We start from the raw sequence: 12,858 nt of genomic DNA, 5'->3' as shown, positions 1-12,858 counted from the left end.
GGTCGCCGTACGGCGGCCGCCCCTCCGCGGTCAGCGCGCGGCCAGCCAGGCGTCCTCCGCCGCGTAGTCGAAGAAGTCCACCCCGTACTTCACCAGTCCGGGGAACGCCTCCCGCCAGTCCCGCTCCGCCACCGTCGCGGCCAGGAACTCGATCGTGCCGGGCAGCGACTCCGCGTACCCCACCACCGGCCGGTAGCCCAGCTCCCGGGCCGCCGCCGTCATGTCGCAGACCATCGGACGGGGCGTGGTCCACGGGGTGTAGCCCACCATGTCCTTCCCCGGCGCTCCCTCGAACAGGACGGTCTCGCTGGTCACGCCCATCGCCGCGTCGACCGCCGCGCCGATCTCGGCCACCGTCGGCGCCTCGGGGTCGGCGCCGTTGAGCACCCGGGTCCCCGGCTTCGAGGCGGCCAGCCGGACCAGCTCCGCCAGGTTGTCCACGTGCACCGGGTGGAAGACGGACCGTCCGCCCTCCGCGAGGATCCGCACCGGGCGCCCGTCCAGGGCCCGCTTCACGAACCACAGCTCACGCGGCCCCGGGCTGTACGGGCCGTGCACGGCCGCCGCCCGCAGCAGGGTGGTCGGAAGCGACCCGGCCGCCGCGAGCAGCTCCCGCTCCAGCGCCACCTTCCGGGTGCTGTACGAGCTGTCGCCCGGCGCGACCGTCCCCAGCGTCTCCGGGACCGGCATCGGATAGTCCGGGAAGCCGTCCGGCTCGTCCTGCGTGTCGAAGTTGCGGCCCTGCGCGTCCTGGTAGACCGCGGCGCTGGAGATCACCACCGCCGAACCGATCCGGTCGGCGAGCCCCGTCAGCTGCCGTCCGTGCCCCGCGTCGAAGGCCACCACGTCCACCAGGACGTCGGTCCCCTCGCCGAGCGCCGCCGCCAGCGCCCCCTCCTCGGTGCGGTCCACGACCGCCGACCGGACCTCCGCCGGCCACTTCTCGTCCCGGCCGCCGCGGCGCGAGCCGGCCGTCACCTTCCAGCCGTCCTCGACGAGCGCCCGCACGGCCGCCCGCCCGATCTGTCCCGTCGCTCCCAGCACGAACGCGTTTCCCTTGGTCATGCGGGGGACGCTACGGGCCGCGGGCCGCGCGGCCCAGACCCTTTCGCCGTGCGCGGATCCGCTCTGGGCGTCAGGCCGGCGGGAACTTCCCGGGGTCCTCACGCGTGCCGCCCGCCGCCTTCACGTCGGCCGCGTAGGCGTCCACGTACTCCTGCCCGGACAGCGCGAGGATCGCGTACATGATCTCGTCCGTGACCGCCCGGACCACCTCCCGCTGCCCCGCCATCCCCGCGTGGCGGGAGAAGTCCAGCGGCTCACCGAAGCGGATGGTCACGCGCCGGATCCGCGGCAGGACCCGCCCGGGCGGCTGGATCTCGAAGGTGCCGACCATCGCGCAGGGCACCACCCTCACCCCGGCGGTCAGCGCCATCACCGCCACCCCGACCTTGCCCTTGTAGAGCCGCCCGTCGTGCGAGCGGGTCCCCTCGGGATAGATGCCCAGCAGCTCGCCCCGGCCCAGCACCCCGAGCCCCTCCCGGATCGCGGCCCGGCCCGCCTCCCTGCCGGAGCGGTCCACCGGGATCTGCCCCGCGCTGCGGAAGAACGCCGCCGTCAGCCGGCCCTTCAGACCGGGGCCGGTGAAGTACTCCTGCTTGGCGAGGAAGGTGATCCGGCGGTCCAGCACCACCGGCATCAGGAAATGGTCCGAGAAGGACAGGTGATTGCCGGCGACGATCGCCGCACCCTCCTCCGGCACGTGTTCCAGCCCCTCCACACGGGGACGGAACAGCAGCTTCAGAAGGGGACCGAGGAGCACGTGCTTGAGGACGTGGTAGAACACCGGCAACCCCCGTCAGACGTCGGACAAGTCCTCGGTGCCCCCGTCAGGGCTGGGGCTTCGGGCGCGGACGTGGGCCCCCGGCCTGTGGCTCGCCGCTGTCCGCGGCGGCCATCCCGATCGTGACCACGCCGAGTATCACCCAGCCGAACCAGAGCCAGCCGCTGCTGCCGAGGGCCACCGTGTACGCGGTGGTCAGCAGCAGGGCGGCGGCGGTGACCGCCGCCATCGTCTTCGTGGGACCGGACATCATCGCTCAGCCCTCCTCGAAGCCATCGTGACTCCTGGGACGGGTCGGGCGCCAGCCCTGCGAACGCAGGGAAACCGTGCTACTGCGACGCGCGCCCCTGGAGCGAGGCCAGGTACGCGTTGTACGCCTCCAGCTCCTTGTCGCCGTCCCGGTCCGCGGCCCGGTCCTTGCGTACCGCCTGCCGCTGCTCGGAGTGGTACCACTGGTAGACCAGCGCGATCAGCACCAGCACAGACGGGATCTCACTGAACGCCCAGGCGATGCCGCCCGCCGCGTTCTGGTCGGCCAGCGCGTCGATCCCGAGCGAGGCCGGCGGGTTCTTGTACACCTCGACCAGCGGCTCGGTCGCCATCATCATCGCGATCCCGAAGAACGCGTGGAACGGCATGCCCGCGAAGAGCTCCAGCATCCGCATCACGTAGCCGGGGCGGTGCGGCCCGGGGTCGACGCCCATGATCGGCCAGAAGAACACCAGGCCCACCATGAGGAAGTGGACCATCATCCCGACGTGGCCCGCCTTGGAGCTCATGAGCGTGTCGAACAGCGACGAGAAGTACAGCGCGTACAGGCTCGCGATGAACATCGAGATCGTGAACGCCGGGTGCGTGATGATCCGCATGTACCGGCTGTGCAGCAGCTTCAGGAGCAGCTCGCGCGGGCCGAGCGAGCCCCGGCCCGCCACCGGCAGCGCCCGCAGCGCCAGCGTCACCGGCGCGCCGAGCAGCAGCAGGATCGGCGACAGCATGGAGATCACCATGTGCTGCACCATGTGCACGCTGAACATGACCATGCCGTAGTCGTTCAGCTTGGTGCACATCACCAGGGCGATGCTCAGCACACCCACCGTGAAGAAGACCGTCCGGCTCACCGGCCACGCGTCCCCGCGCTTCCGCAGCCGCGCCACGCCCCAGCCGTACAGACCGAGTCCGGCGACGCAGCCGATCAGGAAGAACAGGTCGGGGGAGAACTCCAGGGCCCGCCCCAGCGTGAACGGCGGCAGATCCATGGTCATGCCGTGCCCGCTGTGATCCATGTGTCTACTCCTGGAGCCCGATTCGCGCTTGTTGTCCGCACCAGACTAGAACCGCCCCCGGCCGCGACTGCGACCGGGGGCGGTTCCAGGGAGTGTCCGTTGATCGTCAGGGACCGTCGGGGACGGTCAGAGCACGCACTCGGCCTCGGCGTAGCGGTCCGCCGGGACCGTCTTCAGGGTCTCCACCGCCTGCGCGAGCGGCACCAGCTCGATGTCCGTGCCGCGCAGCGCCGTCAGCATGCCGAAGTCGCCGCGGTGCGCCGCCTCCACCGCGTGCCAGCCGAAGCGGGTCGCGAGGACGCGGTCGTACGCGGTCGGGGTGCCGCCGCGCTGGACGTGGCCGAGGATGACGGGGCGGGCCTCCTTGCCGAGGCGCCGCTCCAGCTCGGCGGAGAGCTGGTTGGCCACGCCCGTGAAGCGCTCGTGGCCGTAGATGTCGGTGCCGGCGGTCTTGAAGTCCATCGAGCCCTCGCGGGGCTTGGCGCCCTCGGCGACCACGACGATCGCGAAGCGCTTGCCGTCCTCGAAACGGGCGCCGACCCGTGCGGTCAGCTCGTCGATGTCGAAGGGACGCTCGGGCACGACGATCGCGTGCGCGCCGGCCGCCATGCCGGAGTGCAGGGCGATCCAGCCGGTGTGGCGGCCCATGACCTCGACGATCAGCACCCGCTGGTGCGACTCGGCGGTGGTCTTGAGCCGGTCCAGGGCCTCGGTCGCCACGGTGACGGCGGTGTCGAAGCCGAAGGTGACATCGGTCGAGGCGATGTCGTTGTCGATGGTCTTGGGCACGCCGACGATCGGCAGCCCGGCCTCGGAGAGCAGGTTCGCGGCCTTCAGCGTGCCTTCGCCGCCGATCGGGATGATCGCGTCGATGCCGAGGTCCGCGACATGGCCCCTGGCCCGTTCGACGCCGCCGACCAGGTGCGCGGGCTGCACCCGCGAGGAACCCAGCATGGTGCCGCCGCGGGCGAGTATGCCCGCCACCGAGTCGAGGTCCAGCTTGCGGTAGTCGCACTCCAGGAGGCCCTTCCACCCGTCGTGGAAGCCGATGACCTCGTCACCGTGGTCGACGACGGCGCGGTGCACGACGGACCGGATGACGGCGTTCAGACCGGGGCAGTCTCCGCCGGAGGTGAGCACACCAATGCGCATAGCCCAAAAACCTTTGCAACGTGGGCAGACTCCCGGACCACGTCGTCCGGCTGGATCCCCGCCACCCTATCGGTGCAGGGTGGCGGGGCCGAACCGGATGTCCGCACAGTGGACAACGTACTTTCGTACGAGAGCCGTACGGACCGGGGCGATACGGACCGTCAGGCGGGCTGGGTGGCCGCCGCGATGCGCTCGGCGCGCAGCGCCTCGTACCAGCGGTCGTCCGTCGGCGGCAGCGCGTTCACGTCCAGCGCCAGCTTCAGGAGCAGGTCCGCGATCTGCGGGTTCCGCGCCATGACGGGGCCGTGCATGTACGTGCCGAAGACGGTGTCGCTGTACGCGCCCTCGGTGCCGTCGCCGGTGCCGTTCCCGTTGCCGAACACGGTCCGGGCGAACGGGCGGGCGGTCGGGCCGAGGTGGGTGACGCCCTGGTGGTTCTCGAACCCGGTGAGCTGGGGCAGGCCCAGCTGCGGGTCGATGTCCCCGAGCACGTCGCCGACGCACCGGGCGCCCTCGCCGCGGACCGTCGTCACGTCGAGCAGGCCGAGGCCGGCCTGGCGCTCGCCGACGTCGTTGACGAACTCGTGGCCCAGGATCTGGTAGCCGGCGCAGACCGAGAAGATGATCGCGCCGTTGGCCGCCGCCCGGCTCAGACCGCCGTCGCGGAGCAGCCGCTCGGCCGCGAGCCGCTGCGGCCGGTCCTCGCCGCCGCCGATGAGGTAGATGTCGCCGGAGGTCGGGACCGGCTGGTCGCTGCGCACGTCGACGCGCTCGACGCTGAGGCCGCGCTGGCGGGCGCGGCGCTCGACGACGAGGACGTTGCCCTGGTCGCCGTAGGTGCTGAGCAGGTCCGGGTAGACCCAGACCAGACGCAGGCTGCTGTCAGTCATGCTGCATGTCCTTCTGCGGGGTCGTGTCGGGTCAGTTGCCGACGCGGCGGCGGACGTCCTGGAACGCGGTGTAGTTGCCGATCAGCTCGATCTGGCCGGGCGGTGCCACCGTCACGGCCTCGTCGATCGTCTCGCACACGCGGAAGTCCACGCCCGCGACCTCCAGGCGGACCGCGAGGTCCAGCTTGCGGTCGCCGATCACCATGATCGGGTGGCCGGCCAGGCGGCCGTAGTCCACGTCCCACAGCCACGAGGTGTCCGTGCCGTCGGCGCCGCGGGCGTTGACGGCGAGGATGACCGGGGTCGGCGGCGGGTCGATCAGGGAAAACGTTTCGAGCCAGCCGGCCGGGTTCTTGGCCAGCAGGAGGCGCAGCTCGCGGCCCTGGAAGGACACCACGTCGTAGCGGCCGGCGACGGCCTGCACCTGGTACATGCGCTCCAGGGCGACCTGCGGCGGCACCCCGAAGACCGCGGCGACCGCGGCGGAGGTGGCGGCGTTGGCCTTGTTGGCGCGGCCGGGCAGCTGCAGGTGGATCGGCCAGGCCGAACCGTGCGGGTCGAGCACGTGGTCGCCGCTGAGCGCCCAGCTCGGCGCCGGACGGCGGAAGCCGCACTCGCCGCAGAACCAGTCGTCGCCGGGGCGCTGCATCACACCGCCGCAGGCGGGGCAGGACCAGGCGTCGTCCTTCCACTCCTGGCCCGCCGCCACCCAGACCACGTTGGGGGAGGAGGAGGCGGCCCAGACGATCAGCGGGTCGTCGGCGTTGGCGATGACGACGGCCTTGGTGCCGTTGAGGCCCTCGCGCCACTTCTCGGCCAGCATGCGGGTCTCCGCGGCGCGGTCGAGCTGGTCGCGGGAGAGGTTCAGCAGGGCGATCGCCTTCGGGGTGGTGTCCCGGGCGACGCCCGCCAGGTACTTCTCGTCGACCTCGATCACGCCGTACTTGGCGTCCGAGCCGCCGGCCAGGGCCGAGGTGATGCCCGCGGGCATGTTGGCGCCCAGGGCGTTCGAGACGACCGGACCGCTGGCGCGCAGCGCCTCGGCGATCAGTCGCGTCGTGGTGGTCTTTCCGTTGGTCGCCGACACGAGGACGACGTCCAGGTGCTGCGCGAGCCGCCCCAGCAGATCCGGGTCCAGCTTGAGCGCGACCCGGCCGCCGATCACCGATCCGCTGCCGCGTCCCGCTGCCCGCGACACCGCGGCGGCGGCCTTGCCCGCCGTCACGGCCAGCTTCGCGCGCGGCGACAGCGGCTCCGAGTTGCTGCCTGACATCGTCCTTGTTCCTCCTTGCGTCGGTCCGGCCTCAGCCTATCGAGATCCGGCCAGCAGCCCGAACCGCGGCTCCGTGGCGCGGGTGGCTGCCCCCTGAACGTACCCTTGCGCCCATGCGAAACCGCTTGATCCCCGGCAGTTCCGGCCACGTCCGAGCCATGACCCTGCTCGGCGACCCGGTGCTGCACGCGCCCTGCGAACCCGTCACCGACTTCGGCCCGGAGCTCTCCCGGCTCGTCGAGGACATGTTCGCGACCATGTACGCGGCGAACGGCGTGGGCCTCGCCGCCAACCAGGTCGGCGTGGGGCTGCGGGTCTTCGTCTACGACTGCCCGGACGACGAGGACGTCCGGCACCTGGGCCATCTGGTCAACCCGCGCCTGGTCGAGGCCGACGGCGACGTGATCCGCGGCCCCGAGGGCTGTCTGTCCCTGCCGGGCCTGGAGGCGCCGACGCCCCGCTTCGACCGCGCCGTGGTCGAGGGCGTCCGGGTGGACGGCACCCCGGTCCGGGTCGAGGGTACGGGTTTCTTCGCCCGCTGCCTCCAGCACGAGGCCGACCACCTGGAGGGCGGCGTGTACGCGGACCACGTGACCGGGTGGCGGCGGGGCCGGCTGCTCCGCCGGATCCGGAAGGAGTCGTGGGGCGCCGGGGCGGCGGCGCTGTAGCCGCCGCGGGTCCGGGTGCGGCCGGGGGGCGAGGACACGAGCCCTCGGTGCCGGAGTCCTCGGGGTGCGGGGACTCAGAACCCCGGCCCGTCCGGGCGGTCGCCGGCCGCGGCCAGCCGGCCCCACAGGAGGTCGGCCAGGCTGCGCACCAACTCGTCCCGGGAGCAGGGGCGTTCTCCGAGCCACCAGTCGCCCGCGGCGTGCATCATGCCGACGATGCCGTGGCCCCAGATGCGGGCCTGGGCCTCGCTGCCGGGGCCGAGGTCGACCCGCTCGGCGATGACCTGGCCCAGCTCCTCGCCCATGCGCCGCAGCAGCGGCGCCGAGTGCCGGCCCACGTCGAAGCCCTGCTCGGCCTGGTGGGACTCCTCGGCGGGGTGCATGAGGAAGCGGTAGACCTGGGGCATCGCCTCGATGGAGGCGAGGTACGTGTCCAGGGTGGACTCGACGCGGCGGCGCCGGTCGGCGGGCGCGTCCAGCGCGGCGCGGAGCGCCGACAGCAGGGCGTCGGTGTGCCGGGTGGCGAGGGCCCGGTAGAGGCCGCCCTTGTCGCCGAAGTGGCGGTAGAGGATCGGCTTGGTGATCCCGGCCTCGGCGGCGATGGCGTTCATGGAGGCCTTGGGGCCGTCCCGGAGCACCACGCGGTCCGCCGCCTCCAGCAGTTCGCGCCGCCGTTGGTCGGCCGGCTTCTGCTGGTCGGTGGTGGTCCGGTGTGTGGTGTCCATAAGCGTGTCTCCCCGCCCGTGCGAATTCCTGAGGCTGTCGCAACGTAACACCCGGACGGCACTCGGTGCCGATCGGGCGGAATCGCTTTGTTGCTGGTTGACAGCCTCTACCCGTCGGTAACAGACTGCTGTTACCGCAAGTAACATACCGCTGGGAGGGACCATGGCCGAGTTCACGCTCGATCTCAACGACGACCAGAAGCAGGTGCGCGACTGGCTGCACGGCTTCGCCGCCGATGTGATGCGTCCGGCGGCCGCCGAATGGGACGAGCGTGAGGAGACGCCCTGGCCGATCATCCAGGAAGCGGCCAAGATCGGCATCTATTCGCTCGACTTCTACGCCCAGCAGTTCTTCGACCCCACCGGCCTCGGCATCCCGATGGCCATGGAGGAGCTCTTCTGGGGTGACGCCGGCATCGCGCTCTCCATCGTCGGCACCGGCCTCGCCGCCGTCGGGGTCCTGGCCAACGGTACCGAAGAGCAGATCGGCACGTGGATCCCGCAGATGTACGGCGACGCCGCCGACGTGAAGGTCGCCGCCTTCTGCTCCTCCGAGCCCGACGCCGGCTCCGACGTGGCCTCCCTGCGCACCCGCGCCGTCTACGACGAGGCCAAGGACGAGTGGGTGATCAACGGCACGAAGACCTGGGCGACCAACGGCGGCATCGCCAACGTCCACGTCGTCGTCGCCGCGGTCGACCCCGAGCTCGGCTCCAAGGGCCACGCCTCGTTCATCGTGCCCCCGAACACCCCCGGCCTCTCCCAGGGGCAGAAGTTCCAGAAGCACGGCATCCGCGCCTCGCACACCGCCGAGGTCGTCCTGGAGGACGTCCGCGTCCCCGGCAGCTGCCTGCTCGGCGGCAAGGAGAAGCTGGACGAGCGCCTCGCCCGCGCCCGGGAGAAGGCGAAGTCGGGGGGCGGCGAGCGCGTGAAGAACGCCGCGATGGCCACCTTCGAGGCCTCCCGCCCCGCCGTCGGCGCGATGGCCGTCGGCACCGCCCGCGCCGCGTACGAGGTCGCCCTCGACTACGCCAAGACCCGCGAGCAGTTCGGCCGCCCGATCATCGACAACCAGGGTGTCGCCTTCCAGCTCGCCGACATGCGCACCCAGATCGACGCGGCCCGCCTGCTCGTCTGGCGCGCCTCCTGGATGGCGACCACGGGCAAGCCCTTCACCTCCGCCGAGGGCTCGATGTCCAAGCTGTACGCGAGCGAGGTCGCCAAGAAAGTCACCGCCCAGGCCATCCAGATCCTCGGCGGCAACGGCTACACCCGCGAGTACCCGGTCGAGCGGATGCACCGCGACGCGGCCATCTACACGATCTTCGAGGGCACGAGCGAGATCCAGCGCCTGGTCATCGCCCGCACCCTGTCGGGGATGCCCATCCGCTGACCCCGTACCGGGCCCGGAGGGGGGCGGGGCGCCGGAAGGCACCGTCCGGCGTCACACCACGCAGAACTCGTTCCCCTCCGGGTCCCGGAGCACCACCGCGTAGTACTCCATGCCGTCCGGCTCGTCCATCGTGTACAGGACCGAGGCCCCCAGGGCGGTCAGCCGGGTCACCTCGGAGTCCACGCGCTCGCGGCGCCGGGGGAGCGGGACCGTGCGACCCCCGCCGACCTTCAGGTCCAGGTGGAGGCGGTTCTTGGTGGTCTTCGGCTCCGGGACGGCCTGGAACCAGACGCGCGGGCCGATGCCCTTCGGGTCCACGATCGACTCGGGCAGCTCGCCCGCGCCGTCCGCCAGCTCCTCCTCCGGGACGCCGATCGCCCGCCAGTACGCCTGCCAGCTCGGGTGGCCCTCCGGCGGCGGCTCCGGCACGTAGCGCAGGGCCTCCGCCCAGAAGACCACGAGCCGCCGGGGGTCGGCGCAGTCGATCGTGAGCTGGAGGGTCATCTCGGTCGCATCCATGCCGGAAGCGTCCCAGACGCCACTGACAGCGGCCCCCCGCAGAGCCTGCCGGACACCCCTCCCGTACGGCAGAATCGAACGAACCGGCGAACAGCACGGGACGTCAGACAGAACGTCACACGGGGGGACGCACGATGGCGACGACCACCACGGCACAGGAGATTCCCGAGCTCACGGGAGTCCCGCTGCTCGGCTCACTGCTCGACCTCAAGAACGACTCGCTCGGCACCTTCCTCAAGGCCCGCCGCGACCACGGCGACGTCGTCCGGATCACGGCGGGACCACCCGGCGCCCGGGCCACCGTCCACTGCGTCTTCTCCGCCGAGGGCGCCCAGCGCGTCCTCGCCACCGACGCCGCCAACTACCGCAAGGACAACGCCTTCTACCAGGAGATACGCGAGTCCTTCGGCAACGGCCTGCTCACCAGCCAGGACGCCGACTACCTGCGCCAGCGGCGGCTCGTCCAGCCGCTCTTCACCCGGCGCAGCGTCGACGGCTACGCCTCCGCCGTCGCCACCGAGGTCACCCGGCTCACCGAGGGCTGGCGCGCCCAGGGCCACGACTCCGTGGACGTCGTCCACGAGATGACCGGGCTCGCCCTGCGGGCGGTGGCCCGCATCCTGTTCGGCACCGACGTCGAGGCCGCCGTCGGCATCGTCGAGCGCTGCTTCCCCGTGCTCGGGGCGTACGTCTCGCAGCGCGGCTACTCGCCCCGCAAGCTGCCGCGCTCCTGGCCCACGCCCGGCAACCGGCGCGCGGCCACCGCCCACGAGGAGCTGTACGCCGTCTGCGACCGGATCATCGCCGAACGGCGGGCGGCCGGCACCGACGGCGCGGGGGACGACCTGCTGAGCCGGCTCGTCGAGGCGAGCAGCGACGAGGACGGCGGCTTCGACGCGACCGAACTGCGCGAGCAGGTCCTGGTGTTCCTGCTCGCCGGGCACGAGACGACCGCCACCTCGCTCGGCTTCGCCCTCCACCTGCTCGCCCGCCACCCCGAGGAGCAGCGCCGGGCCCACGAGGAGATCGACACGGTGCTCGCCGGGCGCGCCCCGGGCGCGGCCGACCTCGACGCCCTGCCGTACCTCACCCGTGTCCTGAAGGAGACCATGCGGCTCTTCCCGGCGGCCCCGGCCATCGGGCGGCGGGCCGTCGAGGCCACCGAGGTCGACGGGTACGCGATCCCCGCCGGGGCCGACGTGATCGTCTCCTCCTGGGTCACCCACCGCCACCCGCGCTACTGGGAGGACCCGGAGCGCTTCGACCCCGAGCGCTTCACCCCGGAGCGGGAGGCCGAGCGGCCCCGCTACGCCTGGTTCCCCTTCGGCGGCGGGCCGCGCGCTTGCATCGGGCAGCACTTCTCGATGCTGGAGTCGGTGATCGCCCTGGCGATGATCCTCCGGGACTACGAGCTGGAGGCGATCGACACCCATGTGCCGCTGGGCTCCGCGATCACCCTCCAGGCCCTCGGCCCGGCCCGATGTCGCCTGAAGCCCCGTGGCGCGGACAGGGAAGACCGGGACGGCCCGGGAGCCGGGGACGACGTACGGGAGGGCGTCTAGGGGCGCGTCGCCACCAGCACCGTGGCGTACAGCTCCTCGTCCTCCAGGATCCGGGCCGACAGGCCGTGCGCGGTGACGGCCGCCACGGCCCGGTCGGCCTGGCGCTCGCTCGTCTCCACCAGCAGGTGCCCGCCCGGGGCCAGCCACCCGGCCGCCCCGGCCGCGACCCGGCGCAGCACGTCCAGGCCGTCCGCGCCGCCGTCCAGCGCCACGAGCGGCTCGTGGTCGCGGGCCTCGGGCGGCAGCAGGGCCACGTCCTCGCTCGGCACGTACGGCACGTTGGCGACGAGGACCTCGATCCGGCCGAGCAGCGCCTCGGGCAGCGGCTCGAAGAGGTCACCCTCGTACACCCGACCGCCGCGCGGCTCCACGTTCCGCCGGGCGCAGCGCACCGCCGCCGGCTCGATGTCGGAGGCGTACACCTCGGCGCCCGGCACCGAGGCGAGCAGCACCGCTCCCGCCGCGCCCGAGCCGCAGCACAGGTCGACGCAGACGGCGCCCGGCCGGGCGAGCGACACGGCCCGTCCGACGAGGAACTCCGTACGGCGGCGCGGTACGAACACGCCCGGATCGACCTCGATCCGCAGCCCCCCGAATTCGGCCCAGCCCACCACGTGCTCCAGCGGCAGGCCCGCGGCCCGCCGCTCGACCATCGCGTCGAGCTCGGCCGGACCGGCCGCGGCCGCGGTCAGCAGCTCCGCCTCCTCCTCGGCGAAGACGCAGCCCGCGGCCCGCAGCCGCTCCACCACCCCGGTGTCAGACAAGCTGGGCCTCGATCGCCGCCACGACCTCGGGGGCCTCCGGCTCGGTGCGCGGGCGGAAGCGGGTGACCGCTCCGTCGCGGCCGATCAGGAACTTCTCGAAGTTCCACTGCACGTCCCCGGCCTCGCCCTCGGCGTCCGCGACCTTGGTCAGCTCCGCGTACAGCGGGTGCCGCCCGTCGCCGTTGACGTCGGTCTTCTCCAGGAGCGGGAAGGTCACGCCGTACGTCGCCGAGCAGAAGGTGCCGATCTCCTCGGCGCTGCCCGGCTCCTGGCCCGCGAACTGGTTGCAGGGCACGCCGACCACGGTGAAGCCGCGGTCCCCGTACTCCTTCTGCAGGCGTTCCAGACCGGCGTACTGCGGGGTCAGGCCGCACTGCGAGGCCACGTTGACGACCAGGACGGCCCGGTCGCGGAAGTCGGCGAGGGAGACGGGGTCCCCGGCGAGGGTCTTCAGCGGAATCTCGTACAGGCTCATGGACAGCTCCTCAGGTGCATGGGGTTTGATCTCAGCATGGGAGACGAACCACTGGCAATCGAGATCGATTCCGCCGAGGAGCGGCCGGCGCCGGGCCGGGTGTGGTGCCGCCTGTGCGGGCGCCCGCTGACCGGTGCCGCATCCCGCCGCACCGGTCTCGGCCCGGCCTGCGACGCCAAGCTGCACCCGCCGGGCCCGGACATCCGCACCCGCCGCCACGAGGTCGAGCAGGACACCCTGCCCGGGACCTGGGGCTGATCGGTGTAGTCAGCATCAAGCCATTTCCCGGCGGGGGTGAAGCCGGTCGACCC

The 12,858-nt window shown here is 72.4% G+C and carries 15 protein-coding genes; 4 read left to right on the top strand and 11 right to left on the bottom strand.

Annotated features, from left to right (window positions below; all coding sequences use genetic code 11):
* Positions 1-30: 30 nt before the first annotated feature.
* The 7 genes from OG309_RS05750 to OG309_RS05720 all read right to left on the bottom strand — a co-directional run bounded on the left by OG309_RS05750 (position 31) and on the right by OG309_RS05720 (position 6,441).
* A complete protein-coding gene (locus OG309_RS05750; RefSeq protein ID WP_329418682.1) occupies positions 31-1,065 on the bottom strand; it encodes an NAD-dependent epimerase/dehydratase family protein in 1,035 nt (344 codons plus the stop codon).
* Between the two features lie 70 nt (positions 1,066-1,135).
* On the bottom strand, positions 1,136-1,846 hold the full coding sequence (locus OG309_RS05745) for a lysophospholipid acyltransferase family protein (RefSeq protein WP_329418681.1): 711 nt from the start codon (positions 1,844-1,846) through the stop codon (positions 1,136-1,138).
* 43 nt (positions 1,847-1,889) lie between these two features.
* Complete coding sequence (locus tag OG309_RS05740) at positions 1,890-2,096, bottom strand: hypothetical protein (protein WP_329428753.1); 207 nt, start codon at positions 2,094-2,096, stop codon at positions 1,890-1,892.
* 76 nt (positions 2,097-2,172) lie between these two features.
* Positions 2,173-3,126, bottom strand: coding sequence for a cytochrome c oxidase assembly protein (locus OG309_RS05735; protein WP_329418680.1), 954 nt, complete (start codon positions 3,124-3,126; stop codon positions 2,173-2,175).
* 126 nt (positions 3,127-3,252) lie between these two features.
* A complete protein-coding gene (locus OG309_RS05730) occupies positions 3,253-4,278 on the bottom strand; it encodes a 6-phosphofructokinase (RefSeq protein WP_329418678.1) in 1,026 nt (341 codons plus the stop codon).
* 161 nt (positions 4,279-4,439) lie between these two features.
* Positions 4,440-5,168 (bottom strand): type 1 glutamine amidotransferase, encoded by a 729-nt coding sequence (locus tag OG309_RS05725; RefSeq protein ID WP_329418677.1) that lies wholly within the window; start codon positions 5,166-5,168, stop codon positions 4,440-4,442.
* Positions 5,169-5,199: 31 nt separating this feature from the next.
* Positions 5,200-6,441, bottom strand: coding sequence for a Mur ligase family protein (locus OG309_RS05720; protein WP_329418676.1), 1,242 nt, complete (start codon positions 6,439-6,441; stop codon positions 5,200-5,202).
* 113 nt (positions 6,442-6,554) lie between these two features.
* Between OG309_RS05720 and def the strand changes: the two genes are divergently transcribed.
* The gene (gene def, locus OG309_RS05715) at positions 6,555-7,109 is read left to right on the top strand and encodes a peptide deformylase (protein ID WP_329418675.1); all 555 of its coding nucleotides are present in this window, start codon (positions 6,555-6,557) and stop codon (positions 7,107-7,109) included.
* 74 nt (positions 7,110-7,183) lie between these two features.
* Here def and OG309_RS05710 read toward each other — a convergent pair whose 3' ends face one another.
* Entirely contained in the window at positions 7,184-7,834 is a 651-nt protein-coding gene (locus OG309_RS05710; RefSeq protein WP_329418673.1) for a TetR family transcriptional regulator, read from the bottom strand.
* 163 nt (positions 7,835-7,997) lie between these two features.
* Here OG309_RS05710 and OG309_RS05705 point away from each other — a divergent pair, with 163 nt between their 5' ends.
* Positions 7,998-9,227 carry an acyl-CoA dehydrogenase family protein gene (locus tag OG309_RS05705; RefSeq protein ID WP_329418671.1) on the top strand — a complete coding sequence of 410 codons (1,230 nt, stop codon included), beginning with the start codon at positions 7,998-8,000 and terminating at the stop codon, positions 9,225-9,227.
* A 51-nt stretch (positions 9,228-9,278) separates the two neighbouring features.
* Here OG309_RS05705 and OG309_RS05700 read toward each other — a convergent pair whose 3' ends face one another.
* Complete coding sequence (locus tag OG309_RS05700) at positions 9,279-9,746, bottom strand: VOC family protein (RefSeq protein ID WP_329418670.1); 468 nt, start codon at positions 9,744-9,746, stop codon at positions 9,279-9,281.
* A 134-nt stretch (positions 9,747-9,880) separates the two neighbouring features.
* Between OG309_RS05700 and OG309_RS05695 the strand changes: the two genes are divergently transcribed.
* Positions 9,881-11,308, top strand: a complete 1,428-nt coding sequence (locus OG309_RS05695) for a cytochrome P450 (RefSeq protein WP_329418669.1) — start codon at positions 9,881-9,883, stop codon at positions 11,306-11,308.
* Here OG309_RS05695 and OG309_RS05690 read toward each other — a convergent pair.
* Complete coding sequence (locus OG309_RS05690) at positions 11,305-12,072, bottom strand: putative protein N(5)-glutamine methyltransferase (protein WP_329418668.1); 768 nt, start codon at positions 12,070-12,072, stop codon at positions 11,305-11,307. The two genes, OG309_RS05695 and OG309_RS05690, sit on opposite strands and share 4 nt — an antisense overlap.
* Positions 12,065-12,547, bottom strand: coding sequence for a glutathione peroxidase (locus tag OG309_RS05685; protein ID WP_329418667.1), 483 nt, complete (start codon positions 12,545-12,547; stop codon positions 12,065-12,067). The genes OG309_RS05690 and OG309_RS05685 overlap by 8 nt, the downstream gene beginning before the upstream one ends.
* Positions 12,548-12,583: 36 nt before the next feature.
* Between OG309_RS05685 and OG309_RS05680 the strand changes: the two genes are divergently transcribed.
* Positions 12,584-12,805 carry a DUF6011 domain-containing protein gene (locus tag OG309_RS05680; protein ID WP_329418665.1) on the top strand — a complete coding sequence of 74 codons (222 nt, stop codon included), beginning with the start codon at positions 12,584-12,586 and terminating at the stop codon, positions 12,803-12,805.
* The last annotated feature ends 53 nt before the right edge of the window (positions 12,806-12,858 follow it).

Source organism: Streptomyces sp. NBC_01268 (assembly GCF_036240795.1).
In the GTDB taxonomy this organism is placed as follows: Bacteria; Actinomycetota; Actinomycetes; order Streptomycetales; family Streptomycetaceae; genus Streptomyces.
The sequence above is the reverse complement of the archived record's forward strand: the minus strand, read 5'-3'. Positions and strand labels throughout refer to the sequence as shown.

What these genes read in the sequence shown, in the direction of transcription:
- OG309_RS05710 (WP_329418673.1), bottom strand. Translation starts at nt 7,834, where the DNA reads ATGGACACCACACACCGGACCACCACCGACCAGCAGAAGCCGGCCGAC.
- OG309_RS05685 (WP_329418667.1), bottom strand. Translation starts at nt 12,547, where the DNA reads ATGAGCCTGTACGAGATTCCGCTGAAGACCCTCGCCGGGGACCCCGTC.
- OG309_RS05740 (WP_329428753.1), bottom strand. Translation starts at nt 2,096, where the DNA reads ATGATGTCCGGTCCCACGAAGACGATGGCGGCGGTCACCGCCGCCGCC.
- OG309_RS05700 (WP_329418670.1), bottom strand. Translation starts at nt 9,746, where the DNA reads ATGGATGCGACCGAGATGACCCTCCAGCTCACGATCGACTGCGCCGAC.
- def (WP_329418675.1), top strand. Translation starts at nt 6,555, where the DNA reads ATGCGAAACCGCTTGATCCCCGGCAGTTCCGGCCACGTCCGAGCCATG.
- OG309_RS05680 (WP_329418665.1), top strand. Translation starts at nt 12,584, where the DNA reads ATGGGAGACGAACCACTGGCAATCGAGATCGATTCCGCCGAGGAGCGG.
- OG309_RS05750 (WP_329418682.1), bottom strand. Translation starts at nt 1,065, where the DNA reads ATGACCAAGGGAAACGCGTTCGTGCTGGGAGCGACGGGACAGATCGGG.
- OG309_RS05705 (WP_329418671.1), top strand. Translation starts at nt 7,998, where the DNA reads ATGGCCGAGTTCACGCTCGATCTCAACGACGACCAGAAGCAGGTGCGC.
- OG309_RS05725 (WP_329418677.1), bottom strand. Translation starts at nt 5,168, where the DNA reads ATGACTGACAGCAGCCTGCGTCTGGTCTGGGTCTACCCGGACCTGCTC.
- OG309_RS05720 (WP_329418676.1), bottom strand. Translation starts at nt 6,441, where the DNA reads ATGTCAGGCAGCAACTCGGAGCCGCTGTCGCCGCGCGCGAAGCTGGCC.
- OG309_RS05695 (WP_329418669.1), top strand. Translation starts at nt 9,881, where the DNA reads ATGGCGACGACCACCACGGCACAGGAGATTCCCGAGCTCACGGGAGTC.
- OG309_RS05735 (WP_329418680.1), bottom strand. Translation starts at nt 3,126, where the DNA reads ATGGATCACAGCGGGCACGGCATGACCATGGATCTGCCGCCGTTCACG.
- OG309_RS05730 (WP_329418678.1), bottom strand. Translation starts at nt 4,278, where the DNA reads ATGCGCATTGGTGTGCTCACCTCCGGCGGAGACTGCCCCGGTCTGAAC.